This window comes from Phenylobacterium deserti (genome assembly GCF_003254705.1).
Lineage (GTDB): Bacteria > Pseudomonadota > Alphaproteobacteria > Caulobacterales > Caulobacteraceae > Phenylobacterium > Phenylobacterium deserti.
The window spans coordinates 409,116-429,998 of record NZ_QFYR01000001.1; the positions used below are offsets into that span (position 1 = coordinate 409,116).

The following is a 20,883-nucleotide window of genomic DNA, read 5'->3' on the forward strand; positions in this document are numbered from 1 at the left end:
GGCGATCCTCAGCTGTCGCGCTCGTCGCGCACCGCCTTGGGGCTGACGCCCAACAGCTCACCGTCGACGGTGGGCGCGATGGGTTCAGGCTGCGCATGGTGGCCATGATCGTCGGCCCCGTGCGACCAACCCTTGATGAACCGGCTGAGGATCAGGAACCCGACGCCCAGCCCCATGCCCCACAGGCCAAGCTGGTTGAACACCGTCAGCGAGGATTCCAGCGCCGCTCGCGGGTCCAGCACCTGCCCCCCCACAGTCGCCGTGCTGGCGTGACCAGCGATGATGCCGCCCACGTACTGGGCGATGGAGGTGGCGAGGAACCAGACCGCCATCATGAACGAGACGACCGCCGGGATGGAAAGCTTGGTGATCTGCGACAGGCCAACCGGCGAGAGGCAAAGCTCGCCCGTTGTGTGGAACAGATAAAGCAGCGCCAGCAGGATCAGCGGCAGCCGGTACTGGGCGTCCGCGAAGCTCGCGCCCCACACCACGATCATGAAGCCCAGGCCGACCTGCAGCAGCGCCAGCCCGAACTTAAAGGTCGGATCGGGATCGCGGCCACGGGCGGCGAGGCCGGCCCAAAGTGCGGCGAACACCGGGGCGAAGATCAGGATCCAACCGGCGTTGAACGACTGCGTCTGCGCCGCCGACATGCCCATCAGCTGGACGTTACGCGCGGCGAAGAGGTTCAGCGAGCTGCCCGCCTGCTCGAACAGGGTCCAGAAGATGACGGCGCCGATGATCAGCACCACCGCCAGCATCATGCGCTGCCGCTCCGCCCAGGTCTTGCAGATCACGGCGATGACGTAGGCAATGAACACAAAGGCTAGGATGGTGGAGATGCTGAGCGCGGTTCCCACCACCTTGTGGTGCTGGACAAGCCACCAGATCGGAATGACCCCTAGAATGCCCGCGCCGTAGATCAGCCACTCGCGGTTGACGGGGCCCAGGAACGGCTTGCGCAGAAGCTCGGGATTGGGCGGCTCGCCCTTGCCGAGCAGGTGCTTCTTGCCAAGGACGAACACCACCAGGCCGGCGGCCATGCCGATGCCGGCGAGGCCGAAGCCGGCCCACCACCCCAGGGTCTCGCCCAGGAGGCCGCAGAGAATGGAGGCCCAGAACGAGCCCAGGTTGATGCCGTAGTAGTAGAGCGTGAAGCCGGAATCCCGGCGTGGGTCGCCCTGCGGATAGAGCTGGCCGACCATGGTGGAGATGTTCGGCTTCAGGAAGCCCACGCCCATGATGATCAGCGAGATCGCCAGGTAGAACGCGGTCTGGCCGAACGGGTCGGCCTTGCTCTCCAGGCTGAAGGAGCCCTGCGGCAGCTCGGCCGGAAGCGTGGCGGTGGCCGGCAGGTTCTTGATGCTGAGGCCGCCGGTCTCGGTGGCGGCGAACTCGTAGGGCTGGCCGCCGATCATCACGCGGACGTCGCGGCTTTCCATGCGGCCCTCCGAGACCACCGGATAGCTTTGGCCGGCGTAGGTGAGGTTCTGGGTCGCCGGGCGACCCTCGACACCCATGGCCAAGTGCCCCGCCACAAGGAGGATCGCGCCGAAGGCCACCGCCTTGCGGGTGCCGAGATAGCGGTCGGCCAGGATGCCGCCCAGCAAGGGCAGCAGATAGACCAGGGAGGTGTAGGAGCCGTACTGGGCGCTGGCCACGCTGTCGTCGAACAGCAGGTGCTGGGTCAGGTAGAAGATCAGCAGGCCGCGCATGCCGTAATAGGAGAAGCGCTCCCACATCTCGGCGAAGAACAGCACGATCAGGCCGCGCGGGTGGTTCCTCAGCAGCTGGATGAGCACGGGCGCGCCGGTCAGCAGCGTGATGGCGATCCCGATCAGGACGATAAGATTCATACTTGGACTGGTTCCAGTTCCTGGGCGAGTTCAGGCTCTTAGTACGCTTTCACGCAAGCAGGCCCGTTTGAGGGGACAAAATCACGCACTCCGCCTGAGCACAAGCAAACGTCGCCCTCGCCGTCCTGCGGCTGGGAGCCTGCCCGCAGCCTGAGCGTTCAGCAGGTCTCAGGAGGACCCGACCATGCAGCCCAGTGGAACTGACGCATCGCTGAACATCCAGCCAGCCGGAACGCGCTGGCGTGCGCGGCTCGAGGATCACGTGATCGCCGACAGCCACAATGCGCTGATGGTCGGCGGCGTGGTGTTCTTCCCCCGCGAGGACGTCAGCATGGAGATCGCCGGCAAGACCTCGCACACGCAGCACGATCCGCAGAAGGGGGAGGCATCCTTCTACACTCTGCGCATCTCCTCGACGATCGCCGAGAACGCCGCCTGGACGTTCGACGAGCCGACCGGAGCCGCCGGGTCGCTAGGCGGCTTCATCGCGTTCGATCCTGCGCAAGTGGAGCTCTACCCGGTGTCGGAAGAGGTGGCGAACCCGCACCACCACAAGGATGCCAGCGATCGAAACCAGCATGGCCGCGACCCCATGCAGGCCGACCTGGATGTCGACGAGGTCGTGAAGCACACCGACGCCGGCGACGGCCGCAGCCAAGGCGAGCGGTGGGAGCCCAACGTCGAAGGCCCCCAAGGCGGTCTGCGCTAGACCACGTCGTTGCGGGAGAGGGCCCGGCGGCCCATCTCCCGCCCATGACCATCTCGACAGCCACCGCTCCGACGGCTTCCGCGAGCCGTTACCTCCAGCAGCTTTGCAAGCATTGGGGACACAAGTTCCCGGTCGAGTTCACGTCGCAGCACGGCGTCATCCAGCTTCCGCTGGGCGCCTGCGCCCTGGACGCCGACGAGCAGGCGCTTCACATCCGCCTGGACCCCGCCGCCGGGGACTCCGACCTTGCCCGCTTCGAACAGGTCGTAGCTGAACACCTCCAGCGCTTCGCATTCCGTGAAGAGCTGACGATCGAATGGCGGCGCAGCTAGTAGGCGAACGCCTCGAAGACCTTCGACGCATCGCCGGCCCAGGGGCCGTTGTAGAGCTCGAGCAGCCGTTCGGCGGGCGTGACGCCGCTTTCCGCGATTTCGTGCAACTCGCCCAGGTAGCCGCTTTCATCCACTAGGCCGCCGGACAGGCGGTTTCGGCGCTTCAAACCTTCTCGGGCGATGGCCAGCATGTCCTTGGCCACGTCTTGGACGCTGCGGCCGCCCACCTGCGCCTTCAGGCCCAGGCGCGCCACGTCGGCGCGCAGGCGCTCGTGGTCATCGATGTCCCAGTCCTTGGCAAGATCCCAAGCCGCGGCCAGCGCGGCGCTGTCATAGAGCACGCCCATCCAGAGGGCCGGCAGGGCGCACAGGCGGCTCCAGGGTCCGGAATCCGCGCCGCGCATCTCCAGGTACTGCTTCAGACGCACTTCCGGGAAGATGGTGGTGGTGTGGTCGGCCCAGTCCTTGAGCGTCGGGCGCTCGCCCGGGAGCTCGGCGAGCTTGCCTTCCATGAAGTCTCGGAAGGAACGGCCGGCGACGTCGATGTACCGGCCCTCGCGCTTCACGAAGTACATGGGAACGTCCAGGGCGTAGCGTGCGTAGGCCTCGAAGCCGAAGCCGTCGCGGAACACGAAGTCCAGCATGCCCGTCCGATCGGCGTCGGTGTCGGTCCAGACGTTGGCGCGGGAGGAGACCAGGCCGGTCGGCTTGCCTTCCACGAACGGCGAGTTGGCGAAGAGGGCGGTGGCGATGGGCTGCAGCGCCAGGCTGGTCCGGAACTTGGCCACCATGTCGGCTTCCGAGCCGAAGTCGAGGTTCGCCTGCACCGTGCAGGTGCGGAACATCATGTCCAGGCCGAGCTTGCCGACCTTGGGCATGTACTCGCGCATGATTTTGTAGCGGCCCTTGGGCATCACCGGGATCTGATCGCGCGCCCAGATTGGCGTGAACCCGAGGCCAAGGAAGCCCAGGCCGAGTTCGTCGGCCACGACCTTCACTTCCTGAAGGTGCGAGCCGGTCTCTTCGCAGATGTCGTGGATCGTCTCGAGCGGCGCGCCGGAAAGCTCGAACTGGCCGCCCGGCTCGAGGCTGACATTGGCCATGCCGCGCCCCAGCGCGATGACCTTGTCGCCTTCATAGACTGGCTGCCAGCCGAAGCGGGTCAGCCCTTCGAGAAGGGCTTTGATGCCGTTGGGCTCATACGGAACGGGCTGATGGCTGCCCAGCTGGAAAACGAACTTCTCGTGCTCGGCGCCCACGCGCCATTGGTCCGCGGGCTTGGAGCCCTTTTCGAACCAACGGACCAGATCCTCGAACACGAGGGGACGCTCGTCGCACGCCGTTTCGGCCATCCGGTATCCTCTTCCCCGTCCCCGCGAGCTCAACAAGGCTCAAAACTAAACTGGCGGCGGGCGGGGTCCCGCGCGGCCGGGTTCTTTACGCTGGCCCGTGAGATGGGTGCAAATCAGCCAAGCTCAAGAGCGTTAGCTCAGGCAGACCAATCGCCTAGAGCCGATTGCCAGATCGTAAGCGCCGAAATCGCCGCCGTGTCGGCGCGCAGGATCCGCGGCCCTAAGGATACCGCCACAGCGGAATCAAGGCTGCGGAGGACCTCGCGCTCCCTTGGCGAGAAGCCGCCTTCCGGACCGACGAGCACCGCCCAAGGCGCAGGCGGCTGATCGGCCAAAACAACCGCAGCCGGCTGCGCGTCGCCCGCCTCGTCGCAGAACATGATGCGGCGACCTTCGTCCCAGGCGTCCAACAGCTTGTCGAGCTTGGCCGGCTCCAGCACCTCGGGCACGTCCAGGCGGCCGGTCTGCTCGGAAGCTTCCACGGCGATCGCCCGCAAGCGATCGACCCGCGTGTGGTCGGCGTTGGTCCGTTCGGTGATCACCGGCCGGATGCGGCGAACGCCCAGCTCGGCCGCCTTCTCCACGATTGTCTCAAGCGGGCCACGCTTGACCAGGGCGATCAGCAGGTCGACGTCGGGCCCCTGCGACTGCACCCGCGCCGGATCGACGATCTGCAAGGTCACCGCCCGCTTGCCGACCTTGGCTACCAGGGCGCGCCACTCGCCATCACGACCGTTGAACACGCGCAGCTCGTCGCCGGCTTCCGCGCGCATGACGGCGCCCAGATAGCGGCTCTGTCCCTCGTCCAACTGGAGCTCTGCGCCGGCGATCAAGTCCTGGGGCGTGAAGAGGCGGATCATGCGAGCCGTTGTAGAGGCGCCAGGCGATCAAGCAAAATGCCCGCACGCGTCGTCACCGACGCATTCGGGAGTTGGGGAGACATACGGATGTCGTTCGAGGGAAGCTGTCACTGCGGCGCGGTCACCTTCACGGTGGAGGCCGAAGCGCCCGATCAGGCGATCAGCTGCAACTGCTCGCATTGCCGGCGCAAGGGGTTCCTGCTCGCGTTCTACCCGGCGACCCAGGTGCGGGTTACGGGCGAGGAGTCCCTCACCGAGTACCGCTTCAACACCCACCGGCTGGCGCACATGTTCTGCCGGGCCTGCGGCGTACAGCCTTTCGCTCAAGGCGCAGGCCCAGACGGCGCCGCCACCCGCGCAGTGAACCTGCGCTGCGTTCCCGCCATCGACCTGGACGCCCTGAGCGTCCAGGCGTTCGACGGCGCGGAGCTCTAAGGACTCATCGCAAGCGCTGGAACCGGCCGCTTTCACGAAGGTTGATCGAAGCCAACGCCTCGCGCCGGGTAGGCGGCGGGCCCTCATCCCACGCTAAGCCAGGTCAGCCTGGTGGCCCTGGGACGGGAGCGCTCCCCCTTGTAAGCCCGGCTTGGGTTGAAGATCCCGCGTTCGTCTGGCGCGCCTGCCCGGCGCGCCAGACATCCGCGCGTCAGGCTTTTTCCAACTGATCGCGAAGGCGCTGTTCCTGCTGAGCGAGTTCCGGCGGCAGCGCGTCGCCAAAGTCTTCCATCTCGTACAGCGGACGGATCTCGATCTCGCTGGGGCCGGGCATGGGATTGGGGCAGCGCTTCACCCACTCGACGGCTTCATCCAAGTCCTTGACGTTCCAGAGCCAAAAGCCGGCGACCAGCTCCTTGGTCTCGGCGAAGGGGCCGTCCATTACAACGCGGCTGGCGCCGTCGAACGCCACCCGTTTGCCGGCAGACGACGGCTTCAGGCCTTCGCCGGCCTGGATAATCCCGGCGGCGGCCAGCTCCTCGTTGAATTTGCCCATGGCTTCCATGAGCTCGACCGACGGCATCATTCCCGCTTCGCTGTCGGCGGTGGCTTTGACCAGGACCATCACGCGCATTGTCTTCTCCCTTGGCATTCACTGGGCCAGCCGGCCCGTTCGCCCCTAGGACGCAGGGCGCCACTTCACGCCGACATTCGCAACACGAGAATTCGTATGTCGGGAGCCGGACCGTCCGCCCGCGTGTTGCAGAGCCGGTCCCAATGTGGACGCTTGCCCTACGGCTGAACGGGAGAGCCCATGGCCCACCACGACGATGGTTCGTACCAGCAGGAGCTGGAAGCCCGGCAACTGGCGCTGGTGCGCTGGCAGCAACGCGCGATGACCGGCGGCGAGAAGGTGCTGATCATCTTCGAAGGCCGCGATGCGGCGGGCAAGGACGGATCGATCCGGGTGATCACCGAGCACCTGTCGGTGCGAAACACCCGTGTGGTGGCCCTGCCCAAGCCGTCCGATCGCGAGAAGAGCCAGTGGTTCTTCCAGCGCTACACCGCCTTTCTGCCGAGCTGCGGGGAGACGGCGATCTTCAACCGGTCCTGGTACAATCGCGCGGGCGTCGAGCGGGTGATGGGCTTCTCCAGCCCGGAGGAGCAGGAGGTCTTCCTGCGGGACGTGCCGACCTTTGAAACCATGCTGGCCGAGAGCGGGCTGAAGATCGTCAAGCTGTGGTTGGATGTCTCCAAGGACGAACAGGCTCAGCGTCTGGAAGAGCGCCGAACCGATCCGCTGAAGGTGCTGAAGACCTCTCCGTTGGACGAGGTCGCCCAGAGCAAGTGGGACGCCTACTCGGTGGCCCGGGACGAGATGCTGCGGCGCACCTCCACTCAGGCCGCGCCGTGGATTTGCGTCCGATCCGATCGCAAGAAGCGGGCGCGGCTCGCCATCCTTTCACACCTGGTCAAGACGCTCGCGCCAGCTGAGATCGCCGAGACGGTGTCCTCGCCGGATCCGGACGTGCTTTTCCCGTTCGAGATCTCCGCCTTGACGGACGGTCGGCTGGAGCGCTGAACGGAGCGCCTTCAGGAGGATCGAGATGCAGTACGTGCGGCTGGGAAACACCGGGCTGAAGGTCTCGCGCCTTGTGTTGGGATGCATGACCTACGGCTCGCCGAGCTGGCGCCCTTGGGTGCTGGAGGAAGACGAGGCCCGCGCCTTCTTCCAGAAGGCGATCGAGGGCGGGATCAACGTCTTCGACACCGCCAACATGTACTCGCTGGGCCGAAGCGAGGAGATCACCGGCCGCCTGTTGCGTGAGTTCGCGCGCCGCGACGAGGTGGTGATCGCCACCAAGGTGTTCTTCCCGATGGGCGACGGCGCCAACGAGAAGGGTCTGTCGCGCAAGCACATCATGAGCCAAGTGGACGCGAGCCTACGACGCCTGGGCGTGGACCACATCGACCTCTACCAAATCCACCGGTTCGACTACGAGACGCCGATCGAGGAGACCATGGAGGCGCTGCATGACGTGGTGAAGGCCGGCAAGGCCCGCTACCTCGGCGCTTCATCCATGTACGCCTGGCAGTTCGCCAAGATGCAGGCGGTCACGGAGCGGCACGGCTGGACCAAGTTCGTTTCGATGCAGCCGCAGTACAATCTGGTCTACCGGGAAGAGGAGCGCGAGATGCTGCCCTTCTGCCGGTCCGAGGGCGTGGGCGTCATTCCCTGGTCGCCGCTGGCCCGCGGCTTCCTGGCGGGGGGCCGCGCCGCGCCCAAGCAGGGCGAGACCAAGCGGGCGCAGACCGATGAGCTGGCCCCGAAGCTTTATTTCCGGGATGCGGACCAGCAGGTGGTTCAGGCCGTCAGCGACGTCGCCGAGGCGCGTGGACTAAGCAACACCCAGGTGGCGCTCGCCTGGGTGCTGCGCAATCCGGCCATCACCGCGCCGATCATCGGGGCGTCCAAGCTGCATCACCTGGAGCAGGCTCTGGCGGCGCTGGACGTCGTTCTGAGCGACGACGAAGCCGCCAAGCTGGAAGCGCCGTACCAGCCCAAGCCGGTGCTCGACCACGCCTAGGAGCTTTCATGCTGCGCGCCTTGAGCCTTGCCGTCCTGCTGACCGCCGCTCCGGCGGCCGCCCAGACACAAAGCTATGGGCCGCGGCTGGAGGGTTTCGAGTACGCCTTTCCGGTCCAGCAATTCGCCCTGACGAGCCAGGGCCAGGATCTGGAAATGGCCTTCATCGACGTGGCGCCGAGCCGCCCAAACGGCCGCACCGTTGTGCTGCTGCACGGCAAGAATTTCTGCGCTGGAACGTGGGAAGCCACGATCCGCAAGCTGAGCGACGCAGGTTACCGGGTGATCGCGCCGGACCAGATCGGCTTCTGCAAATCGTCCAAGCCATCCGCCTATCAGTTCAGCTTTCACCAGCTGGCGACCAACACGCGGGCGTTGCTGAGGGCGCGAGGGGTGGAGAAGGCGGTGATCGTCGGCCATTCCATGGGCGGAATGCTGGCGGCGCGATACGCCCTCACCTATCCGACCGAGGTGGAGCAGCTGGTGATGGTCAACCCCCTCGGGCTGGAGGACTGGAAGGCCAAGGGCGTGCCCTACGCCACGGTGGACGAGAACCTGCAGACCGAGCTCAAGACGACGTTCCAGAGCATCAAGGCCTACCAACTCAAGTTCTACTACCCAGGCGGCTGGCGGCCCGAGTACGACAAGTGGGTGGGCATGCAAGCGGGCCTGTATGCCGGGCCAGGCAAGCGGGCGGTGGCCTGGAACCAGGCCCTGACCAGCGACATGATCTTCACCCAGCCGGTGGTCTACGAGTTTGCAAGGATCTCGGTCCCCACCCTGCTGCTGATCGGCCAGACGGACCGGACTGCCCCAGGCGGCACGCGCGCCACGCCGGAGGTTCAGAAGACGCTCGGCGACTATCCGGCGCTCGGCCGTGCGGCGGCTCGCGGTATCCCGAGCGCCCGGCTGGTGGAGTTCGCCCGCCTGGGTCACGCGCCGCAGATCGAAGCGCCCGACGAATTCCACGCGGCGTTGCTGCAGGGCCTGGCGCGCGAATGAAAGCCACGCTGTCGGCCGGCGAGGCCCGGCGCATCGCCCTTGCGGCGCAGGGCTTCGGAGGGGTGCGGCCCGGACCGGACACGGCCCGCCGGCAGCTGACGAAGCTGATCGAGCGATTGGGCGTGGTGCAGATCGACAGCGTCAACGTCGTCTCGCGTACGCATTACCTGCCGGCGTTTTCCCGCTTAGGGGCCTACCCGCGCGAGATGCTCGAGGAGTTGGCCTGGGGGAAGAAGCGGCCGCTGTTCGAATACTGGGCGCATGAGGCCTCCCTGCTGCCCCTGGCCGCCCAGCCGCTGCTGCGCTGGCGCATGGCGGATGCGCACGACGGTGTAGGGGTATGGAAGAACGTCGCGCGGTTCCTGCGGGAACATCGGCCGGTGGTGGACCGGGCGCTCGAGCAGATCCGCGAACGCGGGCCGCTCTCGGCGTCCGACCTGGAGATCGGCGTGAAGGGCGCTGGCGGCTGGTGGGGCTGGAGCGACGCCAAGCGGGCGGCTGAGTGCCTGTTCTGGACCGGCGAGCTGACCACCGCCACACGGCGCGGGACGTTCGAGCGTGTCTACGGCCTGCCCGACAAGGTGCTGCCGCGCGCCATCCTTGAGACGCCGACGCCGAGCCGCGAAGACGCGCAGCGCGAACTGGTCCGCATCGCCGCGCGAGCCATGGGCGTGGCTACCGAGCGGGACCTGCGGGACTACTTCCGAATGGGCGTGGCCGAGGCCAAGGCGCGCGTCGCCGAATTGGCGGAGGCTGGCGAGCTGCTTCCCGTGACGGTGAAGGGCTGGCGGGAGACGGCCTATCTGGATCCGAACGCCCGCCGCCCGCGGCGGATGGATATGCAGGCCCTGCTCTCGCCTTTCGACAACCTGATCTGGTTCCGGGAGCGCACGGAACGGATGTTTGGCGTGCGCGTGCGGCTGGAGATCTACACGCCCGCAGAGAAGCGCACCCACGGCTACTACGTCCTGCCCTTCCTCGAGGGCGACGCCATCACCGCGCGGGTGGACCTGAAGGCCGAGCGCAAGGCGGGCATCCTGGTGGTGCAAGCGGCGCATGCCGAACCCTGGGCGAGCGCGACGACGCCGGTGCGGCTGGCCGAGGAGCTGCGGCTGATGGCCGAATGGCTAGGGCTGCAGAGCGTGCGGGTGGAGCCGAAGGGGGATCTGGCGGAGCGGTTGGCCGGAGCGTTCGCTTAGGAGAGCCCGGCGCCTTCCGTAACCGCGTTCAAGCGGGCGTAGGCGCCGCCGCGTTTGACGAGGTCGGCGTGGCGGCCTTCCTCGATGACGCGACCGTTCTCGAACACCAGAATGCGATCCGCCCCGCGGATGGTGGAGAGGCGGTGGGCGATGACGATAGTCGTGCGACCGACCATCAGCTCCTCCATAGCCTCCTGCACTTGGCTTTCGGTCTCCACATCGAGCGAGGACGTCGCCTCGTCCAGCACCAAGATTGGGGCGTCGGCCAGGAAGGCCCTTGCGATCGCCACACGCTGGCGCTCGCCGCCGGAAAGCTTCACCCCGCGCTCGCCGACGAGCGTCTGATAGCCCTCCGGCAGGCGGGTGATGAACTCGTGGGCGCGGGCGCGCTTGGCCGCCAGGATGATCTCGTCCTCCGTCGCGTCGGGGCGGGCGTAGGCGATGTTCTCGGCCAGGGTGCGGTGGAACAGGGCGGGGTCCTGCGGGACGACGGCGATGGCCCGACGCAGGGAGCCTTGCGTCACGTGGGCGATGTCCTGGCTGTCGATCAGGATCCGGCCGCCCTGAATATCGTAGAGGCGCTGGATCAGCTTCACGAAGGTCGATTTGCCGGCCCCGGTCGCCCCCACCAGAGCCACCCTCTCGCCCGGCGCGATGCTGAGGGAGAAGCGATCATAGAGGGGTCCGGCAGCGGCCTTGTAGGCGAAGGTCACGCCCTGGAACTCGATGCCGCCGAACTCGGGATGGAAGTCGCGGGCGTCGGGCGCGTCCTCCACCTGCGGGCTCATGGCCATATAGCGGGCGACGTCCTCGGCGTCGTCCAGGCCCTTCTGGGTGGAGCGGATGTTCTCGCCCAGGTTCCGCAGGTAGCCGCTCATCAGCATGAAGGAGGTGATAGCGAAGGCCACGTCGCCGGGGCTGGCGCGCCCCTGCGACCACAGCCAGACGAGCAGCCCGGTAAGCCCAGCCTGGAGGCCGACCAGCATCAGATTGTGCACCAGCCAGATGTCGGTGAAGCGCGTCCAGGTGCGGTTGGACGCGATCCGCCACTCCTCCGTCACCTGCCCGATACGGCTCTGCTCGCGGTCTTCCGCGCCGAAGCTTTTCACCGTCGCGATCGAGGAGATGGCGTCCGACAGCACGCCGCCGATCTTGGAGTCCATGGCCACGGACTTCAGGTTGGCGGGTCGGGCGTACTTCTCGGTGAGGATGATGTTCGAGGCGATGTAGAGCGCCACCACCACGATGGCGAAGGCGCCGACGATGGGCCAGCGCATCAGCATCATGCCGCACATGCCCAGGAGCACCAGGATCGCGGGGCCCAGCCAGATCAGGGCCGCGTCGGAGACGGCGTCATAGCCCCACATGGCCCGCGAGAGGCGCCGCACCGTGGATCCGGCGAAGGTGTCGGCGTGCCAGTCGGACGAGAACGACTGCACCTTGGCGAAGCCCTCGTCGGTGATCTCCTTCATGTTGGCGGAGGCGAGCGGAATCCAGAACCGCATGGCGATGTTCCGCACCACTGAGAAGGTGAAGTAGACGCCCACGAAGGTCGCCCAGGCGGTCCATGCCGGATCGAGGTTCGCAGGTCCCGCGCTCACCGCATCCACCAGCCGTCCGGCCGCCCAGGGCAGCGCCAGGTCGAAGCCGATGGCGGCCAAGGTCAGCACCACCGTCCCGGTCAGCAACCAGGGCCGCCGCGCCCAGAAGCGGGCGATGAAGCCCATCACCTGGCGGTTGTTCAGAACGCGCGGGCGCTTGCCGCCCTCGTCCTCGTCGAAGTCTTCGCTCATGAGGCCGAGCACATGGGGAGAGTCCCGCCTGTGCGCCAGTTTCTGCTAGGACGGCGGCATGACCCACACCGCTCCGCTTCCCGACGCCGCCCCAACCAACTGGGTGGACCGGCTCGCACCGGCGCCCCTGCGGCCTTGGCTGAAGCTCGGACGGTTCGACCGCCCGGCGGGAATATGGCTGCTGATGCTGCCCGGCTGGCAGGGGGTGGCGCTGGCGGCGGCCGTCCAGGGCCTGCGGCCGGATTTCTTCCTGCTGCTGGAGATCTTCGTCGGCGCCGCGCTGATGCGGGCGGCGGGCTGCGCCTTCAATGACATCGTCGATCGCGACTTCGACGCCAAGGTGGCCAGGACCGCCGGGCGCCCCGTCGCGTCCGGACAGATCAGCGTGAAGCAAGCCTGGGGCTTTCTGATCGCCTGCAGCCTGATCTCCTGTGTGATCCTTTTCACCCTGTCGCCGCTGGCGATCGGACTTGGCGTCGCCTCGCTGGCGCTGGTGGCCGCCTATCCCTTCATGAAGCGCATCACCTGGTGGCCGCAGGCCTGGCTGGGCCTGACCTTCAACTGGGGCGCGCTGCTGGGCTATGCGGCTGCGCCAGGCGGCGGTCTTCTGGTGCTCTGGGGCTGGGTTCTGGCGAGCAGCGGCGAGGAAATCGCGTTCGTTCCGGGAGCCTGGGGCGAGCTCGGATGGCCTGCGCTGGCGCTCTATGCATCCGGCATCTTCTGGACGCTCGGATATGACACGATCTACGCCATTCAGGACCTGGAGGACGACGCCTTGGCAGGGGTGAAGTCCACCGCGCGGCGGCTGGGTGCGGCGACGCCTCGCGCCGTCGCCGGCTTCTATGGTCTGACCGTCGCCTTCGCCGCCCTGGCCGGCTGGTTGGCAGGGATGAACTGGGCCTTCTACGCCCTGCTCGGCCTCTATGCCGTTCGGCTGTTCCAGCAAGCCTGGAAGGTGCGGATGGATCAGCCGATCCTGGCGCTCAAGCTCTTCAAGTCGAACGCCTGGGCGGGGCTGATCCTGTTCGCCGCGATCGTGGCGGGGAGTTTCCACGCCCCGCCGCTTTGAGCCTCAGTTCTTCGGTAGCTTGGCCAGGGGGTAGTCCGGGCCGAAGTCCAGGACCATGGATGGACCAAGGTCCACCGTCTGGACCGCCTTGCCCAGGTGCACGGCGGCGTTGGCTTGGCCGGCGCCAAGGTCGATCGGCGACTTGCCGCTGGCGAAATACATCTTCCACTCCGGCCCGATCGGCACATCGAAGGCCTCCACCACCCCCGTGTAAGGCGCAGCGGATTGCTGGACGCGCGCATTCACCCGAACCGCTTCAGCGCCCTTCGGCGGCTTCTCGGCCCGCGCCCAGAACGCGAACAGCACCACGTCGCCCTTCTTGATCGGCCCCGCGATCGTGGTTGAGGCGGCCGTCGACCAGTCGTTCGGCCCCGCGGTGTTGACCTTCACACGGTACGCAAAACCGCCCGGTACGCCGTCTGACTTGGCGACCGAGGTCTTCTGCTCCGTTCCCTGAGTGGTCCAGTGATCCTTCTTTGGATCGTCGATCCGGTTCTTGAGGATGTCGTCCTGCCGCGCGAAGGCGCCGGTGGCCAGGCCCGCGCCGGCCGCAAGGCCAAGCACGATGGCCGCCAGAATCTTGGCCTGTCTCATGGGGATCTCCCGAGCTGTTCCCTTTCCCCGGCCCGGGTCTTGCGCCCGGCGCCGCATCACCGCAGCAGCGGCGACGCGCCCAAGCTGCACGGTCGCCGGTGCACAGGCAAGTGCCGGATCAAGCTCGGTAATCCCGCGCCTGACCGTCAGAAATCCTGCCAGGCCGCATCACTGGCCGTGACCAGTTTCAGGGCCGCGCCGTTGGCGCTCGCGCGGCGGACCCGCTCGTACGAGGGCGTGTGGGACACAGCATGGGACGCCGGACGACCGGCTTGTTCGTCGACCGCGAACATCTTCATGAGGCGGGTGAGCTCCAAGGCTTCCTGCGCCAGGGCGTGGCTGCCGGCCGTCGACTCCTCGACCATGGCGGCGTTCTGCTGGGTCATCTGGTCCATCTGATTGACGGCCGTGTTGACCTCGTTGATGCCGGTGGCCTGCTCCTGGGCGGCGGTGGCGATCTCGGCCACCAAGCCGTTGATCTCGCCCACCTGACCCACGATGCGCTCCAGCGCCTCGCCGGCTTTACGGACCAGCTCGACCCCGGTGTTCACCTGATCGCTTGAGGTCGAGATGAGGGCCTTGATCTCCTTGGCGGCGTCCGCCGAACGCTGCGCCAGGGCGCGCACTTCAGAAGCAACCACGGCGAAACCACGACCGGCTTCCCCGGCCCGCGCCGCTTCCACGCCCGCGTTTAAGGCCAGGAGGTTGGTCTGAAAGGCGATCTCGTCGATGACGCCGATGATCTGGCTGATCTGGCGAGCGGACTGCTCGATCTGACCCATGGCCGCGACCGCGTTACGCACCACGTCGCCCGAGGCGTGGGCGTCGTCCCGCGCAGCCGTGCTGACAGAGTTAGCCTGACGAGCGCCTTCGGCAGAGCGCTTCACGGTGGCGGTGATCTGGTCCAAGGCCGCCGCCGTCTCTTCCAAGCTGGCGGCCTGCTGCTCGGTGCGGCGAGAAAGATCATCCGCGGCCTGGCTGATGGTGCTGGTGGTCGCGCCGATGCTGTCAGCCGTCGAGATGATCACGCCCATGACTTCCGCCAGGCGGCTTACGGCATTGTTGAAGTCCGCCTTCAGCGGCCCGTATTCCTCGGGGAAGTCGTCGCCGATGCGACCGCGCAGGTCGCCGTTCGCCAGACCCGACAGCTTCGCGCCCAGCTCCGACATGGCTTGGTCCTGGCGCGCCTTGATCTCGCGGCGCTCGCGTTCGTTGCGCGCCCGCTCCTGCTCGACCTCAGTGACGTCGCTGGCGAACTTGATGACCTTGAACGGGCGGCCTTCGGCGTCGAACACCGGGTTGTAGGTGGCTTGGATCCAGATCTCCCGGCCGCCCTTTCCGAGCCGGCGGTACTTGTTGGAGAAGAACTCCCCGCGGTTCAGCGCGGCCCAGAAATCCCGGTACTCGGGGCTGGCGGCGTATTCGGCGTCGACGAAGATGCTGTGCTTGCGGCCGACGACCTCGTCAGCGGTGTAGCCCACCGCGCCAAGGAAGTTGCTGTTGGCGCGCACGATGGTGCCGTCCAGCTGAAACTCGATCACCGCCTGGGACCGCTCGATCGCGTTCACGATGCTCTCAAGATCGGCCACATGCTGCTGTTGTCGCCGCGCGTTCTCGCGGGCCTTCCCGGTCTTGAACATGCAAGCTCCTTCGGTTCGGGACGGGGCGTGAGCCCTTCATGCCGCGACCTTTTGAAGCATCAGGCTTAAGGAAGATTATATCGCACTCGATATTTTCGATCCCGACCGGATCAATTTGCAAATAATTGCAGGGAACCTTTTCACCTTTACCGAATCTTCAGCACGAACAGCCGTGATGGTTGCATGTTCGAAGCAGAACCAGCCCCTAGGTTGTCGCGCGGCGCCGGGCGCCCGGAAGGCTTGCCGCCCTACCCCGAGCTTTGCCTCGACAGTCAGCTGTGCTTGGCGCTGCAGGTCTCGGACAGCCTGATCACGCGAATCTACCGCAACCTGCTGAAGCCGCTCGACCTGACGCACCCGCAGTACCTGGTGCTGTTGGTGCTCTGGGAGCGGGGCCGCTGCACCATGGGCGACCTGCGCGAGGCGCTGCACATGGACACCGGTGCCATCACCCCGCTGGTGAAGCGCATGGAGTCGGGCGGCCTGTTGAAGCGCACCCGTGACACCCAGGACGAACGTCGGGTCTGGGTGGACCTGTCCGAAAGAGGCTGGGAGCTACGCGATCAGGTGGCGGAGATCCGGCGCGAAGTGGGTCGCCGCATTCCGCTTACGGGTGAAGAGCTGGCCGAGCTGCGTTCCACCCTGCAGGTCCTGAACGCCGCAATGCTCCGTGCGGCCCCCGTCGAGAGCGATCCCGCCTAAGCGGCTCGGAGCTCCGGTCCGACCCCAGCCAACGCCGCCGCGAGCTGATCGATCATGATCGGCTTGGGCACCACGCTGTCCATGCCTGCCGCCGCGTACTGCGCGGTCTGGTGCGGCATGGCGTTGGCGGTGAGAGCGACGATGCGGGTCGGGGGCAGGCCCTTTTCAGCTTCCAGCTGGCGAATGTCGCGGGTGGCGGCCACGCCGTCGTGCACCGGCATCTGAATGTCCATCAAGATCAGGTCGAAGCGCTCGCGGCTCCACGCCTCCACGGCGGCGCGGCCGTCGGCGACAACCACGGGATCGATTCCCAACGCGTTCAGAACGGTGCGCACGACGCGCTGGTTGGTCTCGTTGTCCTCGGCGACCAGCACCCGCAGTTCGGTGAGATCCCGCGCCTCCGCCTCGGCCTCCGCTGCGTCGGTTTCGGTGCGCGCCAACGGCAGGCGGACGCGGAACACGCTGCCATCGCCCTGTCGGCTCTCCACCTCGATCTCGCCGCCCATCAGGTCGACGAGGCTGCGGCAGATGGCCAGCCCCACGCCAGCGCCTCCGAACCGGCGGGTCGCGCCGGCGTCGCCCTGGACGAACTTGCCGAACAGACGCGGCAGCAGCTCTGGCGAGATTCCGATGCCGGTATCGATCACGCTGATCACCACGCCCTGGCTCTTGTCGTCGACGGCGACGGTGACCCGCACCTGCCCGGTCTCGGTGAACTTCAGGGCGTTCGAAACGAGGTTGTAGATCACCTGCCGCAGCCGAACCGCGTCGCCTTGCCAGCGCCCCTGCACACCCGACTCCAGGTAGATCGCAAAGCCGACGCCGCGCGATTCCGCCAAGGTATTGGCCACCGCGCAGCCTTCGCGCACCACTTCTTCGAGCTCGAACGGTGCGCAGGCGAGCGCCAAGTCGCCGGACTCGATCTGCGCCAGATCCAGCACGTCCGACAGAACGCAGAGCAAGGCCGAACCGGAGTCCTGAATGACCTCCAAGCGCTCGCGTTGGCGGGCGCTCGGACGATCCATCAGCAGAGCCTGGGTCATGCCGAGCACGCCGTTCAGCGGGGTGCGGATCTCGTGGCCCATGTTCGCCAGGAACTGGGACTTCAGCACATTGGCTTCTTCGGCTTCGTCGCGCGCGGCGATCACCTCGTCGAGCGCCCTGCGCAGTTCGGCGTCGTAGTCCTGCAGCACCTGCAGAAGGGAATTGTAGTTGCGCGTCAGCCGGCCCACCTCATCGTCGGTGGTCACCGGCGCCCGGGCCGTGAAGTCGCGCGAGGCAGCCAGGGACTCCACCGCGCTGTTCAGCGCCGCCAGGGGTTGAAGGGCGCGCTTCGCAAGACGGTTGGCCATCAGACCCGCCGCTGCAGTGGCCAGAAGAGACAGGACCAGCGCGATCGCGATGTTGTGCAGCCGCTGATCCACCAGCTTGCTGTCGTTCGCGCGCAGGATCAGCTCGCCCACCCGGCGTTCGCTCTCGTAGCGAGGCACATGCACTTCCAGGCCTGGACGGCGGAAGATCACCGTGGGGACGCGCGCGCCGTTTGCTTCCAGACGGGCCAAGGTCCCGTCCTGTCCGCCAAGTTCCAGCCTCCGGCCGTCCACCGCGATATAGGCTGCGTCTACGGTGTGCTCGCTTCCAATGAGCAGCGCCGTTGCGCGCCGCACAGCTTCCTCATCGCCTTGCATGAGGCCGGCATGAGCAGCACCGGCCAAGGTCTCGGCAAGCTCCAGCGACTGGTGCGCGAGGTCCTCGCGATCGGAACTCCAGTTGGTCCACTGATAGATCGCAAAAGCGGCAAGCAGCGCCGTGATGGTCGCGGTCAGCGCAACGCCGACCACTTGGGCCTGCAGCCGCGCCCGCTGGGCGACAAACGGAAGAGTTGCAACAGCCATTCCGGCCCGCCCCTCGGGTCAGATCTCAGACGGCCATCTGGTCTTACATGTGTTAAGGACCAATTTCTGAAGGAACCGCAGTTTTCCGCCGCTAACTGTCTGACGCAGCTTGATCTGTTCGGCGGCGGCGATTGACCTGACAAGCGCTGGGGTCATGGTGCCGGCATGATCGAGCCCAGCCTCGAGGGCCGACGCGCCTTCATCCTCCAGAACACCCGCCAGCAGCATCCGCCGCACACGCCCGAGCTCAGATTGCAACTGGCGGACGAAATCACGCCCATCTGGCGGCTGACGGAAGAAGCCCTGGAAGCCATGGGCGTGCCGCCGCCGTTCTGGGCCTTCGCCTGGGCCGGCGGCCAGGCCCTCGCCCGCTATGTGCTGGATCACCCCAACGTCGTGGCGGGCAAGCGCGTGGTCGATTTCGCCTCGGGCTCCGGGATCGTGGCGATAGCCACCATGATGGCGGGCGCTGCGGATGTGCTCGCCGCCGACATCGACCCGTTCTGCGAGGCGGCGGTACAGCTGAACGCCGAGGCCAACGGCGTTGAGTGCCGCTACACTGGCGAGAACCTCCTGGAGGTCGCCCCGCCCGGCTGGGCGGAGGTCATCCTGGCCGGTGACATCTGCTATGAGAAGCCACTGGCGGAGCAGGTGATGGCTTGGCTGCATGCGGCGCGCGCTCAGGGCGCCACCGTGCTGGTGGGCGATCCAGGCCGGACGTACTTCCCGAAGACCGGTCTGCGGAAGCTCGCAGAATACCAAGTGCCCACCACGCGCGAGCTCGAGGATTTCGAGATCAAGAGAACGTCGGTCTGGACAGTCTCCGACTGAACGCCTAGACCCGAACATATCAAGAACGACGGAGGCTCCGATGCGCAAGGACGGCAAGGTGGATTACGTCGAGATGCCTTCGACCAACCTTCCGGCGACCAAGAGCTTCTACGCGCAGGCGTTCGGCTGGAGCTTCACGGATTACGGCCCGGACTACGCCGCGTTTGACGAGGGCCTGGAGGGAGGCTTCCACAACGGGGCGGACGACACGGGTGCGAAGGTCCCACTGGTTGTCCTCTATGCTGAAGATCTCGAAGCGCTGGAGGCGCGGGTCCGCGAAGCCGGCGGCGAGATCACGCGCCCGATCTTCAGCTTCCCCGGCGGACGGCGCTTCCACTTCCGCGACCCGGGCGGCGTCGAGCTGGCGGCCTGGAGCGAGTAGGCTTGCCACAGCCGGCCTTCTTCGAAACGCCTGCCGCATGGCGCGCCTGGTTGAAGGCCAACCACCAGGGCGCGACGGAGATTTTCGTCGGCTTCTGGAAGGCGGGAACTGGCAAGCCATCGATCACCTGGCCTGAAAGCGTCGACGAGGCGCTGTGCTTTGGCTGGATCGACGGGGTGCGGCGGCGGATCGACGACGACAGCTACTGCATTCGCTTCACACCTCGCAGACGCGGCAGCATCTGGAGCGCGGTTAACATCCGCAAGGTGGCGGAGCTTCAGGCGAGCGGGCGGATGACCGAGGCAGGACTTGCAGTGTTCGAGGCAGGACGCGAGAACACCGGGCGCTACTCGTTCGAGAACCGGGACGCGAAGCTTTCGGAAGCGGAGGCGGCGCAGTTTCAGATGCAGGCTCCGGCTTGGGCCCACTTCCAGACACGGCCTGCGTCCTACCGGCATGCCGCGGTCTGGTGGGTGGTCTCCGCAAAGCGGACGGAAACGCGCGATCGGCGTCTTGCGAGCCTCATCGAAGTCTGCACCGCAGGTGACGACCTGCCCCACCTCAAGCGGCGTTCTGGCGGCAGCTGAGCCGCAACCGCTCCCTCTCCCGCCGGTTACGCGGGAGAGAAGGAGCAGCCCATGAACGAGAGCACACCTCAATCCGGCGGGACCGACCGCCACGTTCACACGCGCGATGTGAACGACGCCCCTCTGCCTGAGGCCGGCCCCGGCGCGTCCATTCCGACGGGTCAATCGGCCAGCAGCCATACGACGCCTGTGGGCGACGGTCCGCCCTACGGCGCCGCGGACGTCGGCTCCGGCTCCTGGCTGGACGACAGCGATCCAGGTCCAGACACCGGAAACCAGCAGGGTGACGGCGACCGGCCGCCCCACAGCGGCGGCGCTGGCGAGAACAACCGGGTCGCTGGCGGCTGACGCCCAAAAGGAAGGCCCGGCGTCCGCAGCGGACACCGGGCCTCCCCTCTCCAGTAGCTCGGACGGCGGCTAGTAGCCGTAGTAGCCGTTGCCGTAGTAGCCGTTGCCGTAATAGCCGCGGTCATTGTTGTCGCTGAGGGCGCCGCCGATCACCAGGCCGATGAGGCCGGAGGCGATGGCCGCCATCACGACGTCGCCGTTGTCCGAACGGTAGTAGCGATAGCCCGGACGGGGCGGCGGGAGGCGGTAGGCACGATAGTCGCTGATGTAGTAGCCGCGGTCGCGCCAATACGGGTAGACCTGACCTCGGCTCCAACGCTGGCCGCTGTAGTAGTTGCCACGGTAGCCGCCGCGATAGCCGCGCCGATTGTCGTAGCGGTCAAATTGGTCCGGTCGCCCATCGCGGTCGCGATCCCGGTTCCACTCACGACGGTCCGGCCGTCCGTCGCGGTCGCTGTCACGGTAGTAGCCACGGCCAGGGCCGTAGCCGTAGGGTTGGGCCAGGGCCGCGCCGCTGGACAGGGTCATTGCGGCGGCGGCGAGGCCAAGAATGAGCTTCTTCATAGGGGCACTCTCCTCTCTTGCCGCGGATAATGCGCCCTGTCGTCTGAACGCTCCCAGCGCCGCGCGTTCAGCCACGGTTCATCAGCCTGAACCGCAGAACCGCGCGATCTGACGCAGCCGGCTGAAACGGAACGGGAACGTGCTAT

Annotated in this window: 22 protein-coding genes; 13 read left to right on the plus strand and 9 right to left on the minus strand. The window is 66.8% G+C overall.

From position 1 onward, the window contains the following. Window positions 1-8: 8 nt before the first annotated feature. Complete coding sequence (locus DJ018_RS02030) at window positions 9-1,856, minus strand: peptide MFS transporter (protein WP_111513127.1); 1,848 nt, start codon at window positions 1,854-1,856, stop codon at window positions 9-11. A gap of 184 nt (window positions 1,857-2,040) precedes the next feature. Between DJ018_RS02030 and DJ018_RS02035 the strand changes: the two genes are divergently transcribed. Both DJ018_RS02035 and DJ018_RS02040 read left to right on the plus strand, forming a co-directional pair. Next, entirely contained in the window at window positions 2,041-2,565 is a 525-nt protein-coding gene (locus DJ018_RS02035; protein ID WP_111513128.1) for a DUF427 domain-containing protein, read from the plus strand. Window positions 2,566-2,609: 44 nt separating this feature from the next. Beyond that, entirely contained in the window at window positions 2,610-2,897 is a 288-nt protein-coding gene (locus DJ018_RS02040; protein WP_111513129.1) for a DUF2218 domain-containing protein, read from the plus strand. On the opposite strand, the gene DJ018_RS02045 is transcribed toward DJ018_RS02040, so the two are convergent. Further along, window positions 2,894-4,249: a glutamate--cysteine ligase gene (locus DJ018_RS02045; protein ID WP_111513130.1), complete on the minus strand. Its 1,356-nt coding sequence runs from the start codon at window positions 4,247-4,249 to the stop codon at window positions 2,894-2,896. The two genes, DJ018_RS02040 and DJ018_RS02045, sit on opposite strands and share 4 nt — an antisense overlap. 137 nt (window positions 4,250-4,386) lie before the next feature. Continuing rightward, complete coding sequence (locus DJ018_RS02050) at window positions 4,387-5,109, minus strand: 16S rRNA (uracil(1498)-N(3))-methyltransferase (protein ID WP_111513131.1); 723 nt, start codon at window positions 5,107-5,109, stop codon at window positions 4,387-4,389. Between the two features lie 87 nt (window positions 5,110-5,196). On the opposite strand from DJ018_RS02050, the gene DJ018_RS02055 reads away from it, so the two are divergent. Next, window positions 5,197-5,544 (plus strand): GFA family protein, encoded by a 348-nt coding sequence (locus DJ018_RS02055; protein ID WP_111513132.1) that lies wholly within the window; start codon window positions 5,197-5,199, stop codon window positions 5,542-5,544. Window positions 5,545-5,755: 211 nt separating this feature from the next. Here the strand turns inward: DJ018_RS02055 and DJ018_RS02060 are convergent, their stop codons facing one another. Beyond that, a complete protein-coding gene (locus DJ018_RS02060) occupies window positions 5,756-6,178 on the minus strand; it encodes a YciI family protein (protein WP_111513133.1) in 423 nt (140 codons plus the stop codon). A gap of 180 nt (window positions 6,179-6,358) precedes the next feature. On the opposite strand from DJ018_RS02060, the gene ppk2 reads away from it, so the two are divergent. The 4 genes from ppk2 to DJ018_RS02080 are packed head-to-tail and all read left to right on the plus strand — an operon-like array spanning window position 6,359 to window position 10,332. Continuing rightward, the gene (ppk2, locus tag DJ018_RS02065) at window positions 6,359-7,126 is read left to right on the plus strand and encodes a polyphosphate kinase 2 (RefSeq protein WP_111513134.1); all 768 of its coding nucleotides are present in this window, start codon (window positions 6,359-6,361) and stop codon (window positions 7,124-7,126) included. 25 nt (window positions 7,127-7,151) lie between these two features. Continuing rightward, window positions 7,152-8,132 (plus strand): aldo/keto reductase, encoded by a 981-nt coding sequence (locus DJ018_RS02070; protein ID WP_111513135.1) that lies wholly within the window; start codon window positions 7,152-7,154, stop codon window positions 8,130-8,132. Between the two features lie 8 nt (window positions 8,133-8,140). Next, complete coding sequence (locus DJ018_RS02075) at window positions 8,141-9,133, plus strand: alpha/beta fold hydrolase (protein WP_111513136.1); 993 nt, start codon at window positions 8,141-8,143, stop codon at window positions 9,131-9,133. Continuing rightward, window positions 9,130-10,332 carry a winged helix-turn-helix domain-containing protein gene (locus DJ018_RS02080; RefSeq protein ID WP_111513138.1) on the plus strand — a complete coding sequence of 401 codons (1,203 nt, stop codon included), beginning with the start codon at window positions 9,130-9,132 and terminating at the stop codon, window positions 10,330-10,332. The genes DJ018_RS02075 and DJ018_RS02080 overlap by 4 nt, the downstream gene beginning before the upstream one ends. Here DJ018_RS02080 and DJ018_RS02085 read toward each other — a convergent pair. Continuing rightward, the gene (locus DJ018_RS02085) at window positions 10,329-12,125 is read right to left on the minus strand and encodes an ABC transporter ATP-binding protein (RefSeq protein WP_111514630.1); all 1,797 of its coding nucleotides are present in this window, start codon (window positions 12,123-12,125) and stop codon (window positions 10,329-10,331) included. The genes DJ018_RS02080 and DJ018_RS02085 overlap by 4 nt on opposite strands. Window positions 12,126-12,183: 58 nt before the next feature. Between DJ018_RS02085 and ubiA the strand changes: the two genes are divergently transcribed. Then, window positions 12,184-13,194 (plus strand): 4-hydroxybenzoate octaprenyltransferase, encoded by a 1,011-nt coding sequence (gene ubiA, locus DJ018_RS02090; RefSeq protein ID WP_111513139.1) that lies wholly within the window; start codon window positions 12,184-12,186, stop codon window positions 13,192-13,194. A 3-nt stretch (window positions 13,195-13,197) separates the two neighbouring features. Here ubiA and DJ018_RS02095 read toward each other — a convergent pair whose 3' ends face one another. Together DJ018_RS02095 and DJ018_RS02100 are read right to left on the minus strand one after the other, a co-directional pair. Beyond that, entirely contained in the window at window positions 13,198-13,788 is a 591-nt protein-coding gene (locus DJ018_RS02095) for a carbohydrate binding domain-containing protein (protein WP_165842772.1), read from the minus strand. A 146-nt stretch (window positions 13,789-13,934) separates the two neighbouring features. After that, on the minus strand, window positions 13,935-15,428 hold the full coding sequence (locus tag DJ018_RS02100; RefSeq protein WP_111513142.1) for a methyl-accepting chemotaxis protein: 1,494 nt from the start codon (window positions 15,426-15,428) through the stop codon (window positions 13,935-13,937). A 183-nt stretch (window positions 15,429-15,611) separates the two neighbouring features. Between DJ018_RS02100 and DJ018_RS02105 the strand changes: the two genes are divergently transcribed. Next, on the plus strand, window positions 15,612-16,130 hold the full coding sequence (locus tag DJ018_RS02105) for a MarR family winged helix-turn-helix transcriptional regulator (protein ID WP_111513144.1): 519 nt from the start codon (window positions 15,612-15,614) through the stop codon (window positions 16,128-16,130). Here DJ018_RS02105 and DJ018_RS02110 read toward each other — a convergent pair. Continuing rightward, the gene (locus DJ018_RS02110) at window positions 16,127-18,025 is read right to left on the minus strand and encodes an ATP-binding protein (protein WP_111513145.1); all 1,899 of its coding nucleotides are present in this window, start codon (window positions 18,023-18,025) and stop codon (window positions 16,127-16,129) included. The two genes, DJ018_RS02105 and DJ018_RS02110, sit on opposite strands and share 4 nt — an antisense overlap. A 165-nt stretch (window positions 18,026-18,190) precedes the next feature. Here DJ018_RS02110 and DJ018_RS02115 point away from each other — a divergent pair, with 165 nt between their 5' ends. The 4 genes from DJ018_RS02115 to DJ018_RS02130 are packed head-to-tail and all read left to right on the plus strand — an operon-like array spanning window position 18,191 to window position 20,173. Beyond that, a complete protein-coding gene (locus DJ018_RS02115; protein WP_111513147.1) occupies window positions 18,191-18,856 on the plus strand; it encodes a class I SAM-dependent methyltransferase in 666 nt (221 codons plus the stop codon). A gap of 40 nt (window positions 18,857-18,896) precedes the next feature. Next, on the plus strand, window positions 18,897-19,238 hold the full coding sequence (locus tag DJ018_RS02120) for a VOC family protein (RefSeq protein WP_111513149.1): 342 nt from the start codon (window positions 18,897-18,899) through the stop codon (window positions 19,236-19,238). Window positions 19,239-19,240: 2 nt separating this feature from the next. Then, the gene (locus DJ018_RS02125; protein ID WP_111513151.1) at window positions 19,241-19,825 is read left to right on the plus strand and encodes a YdeI/OmpD-associated family protein; all 585 of its coding nucleotides are present in this window, start codon (window positions 19,241-19,243) and stop codon (window positions 19,823-19,825) included. Between the two features lie 51 nt (window positions 19,826-19,876). Continuing rightward, window positions 19,877-20,173 (plus strand): hypothetical protein, encoded by a 297-nt coding sequence (locus DJ018_RS02130; protein ID WP_111513153.1) that lies wholly within the window; start codon window positions 19,877-19,879, stop codon window positions 20,171-20,173. A 69-nt stretch (window positions 20,174-20,242) separates the two neighbouring features. On the opposite strand, the gene DJ018_RS02135 is transcribed toward DJ018_RS02130, so the two are convergent. Further along, on the minus strand, window positions 20,243-20,737 hold the full coding sequence (locus DJ018_RS02135) for an RcnB family protein (RefSeq protein ID WP_111513154.1): 495 nt from the start codon (window positions 20,735-20,737) through the stop codon (window positions 20,243-20,245). Window positions 20,738-20,883 lie beyond the last annotated feature (146 nt).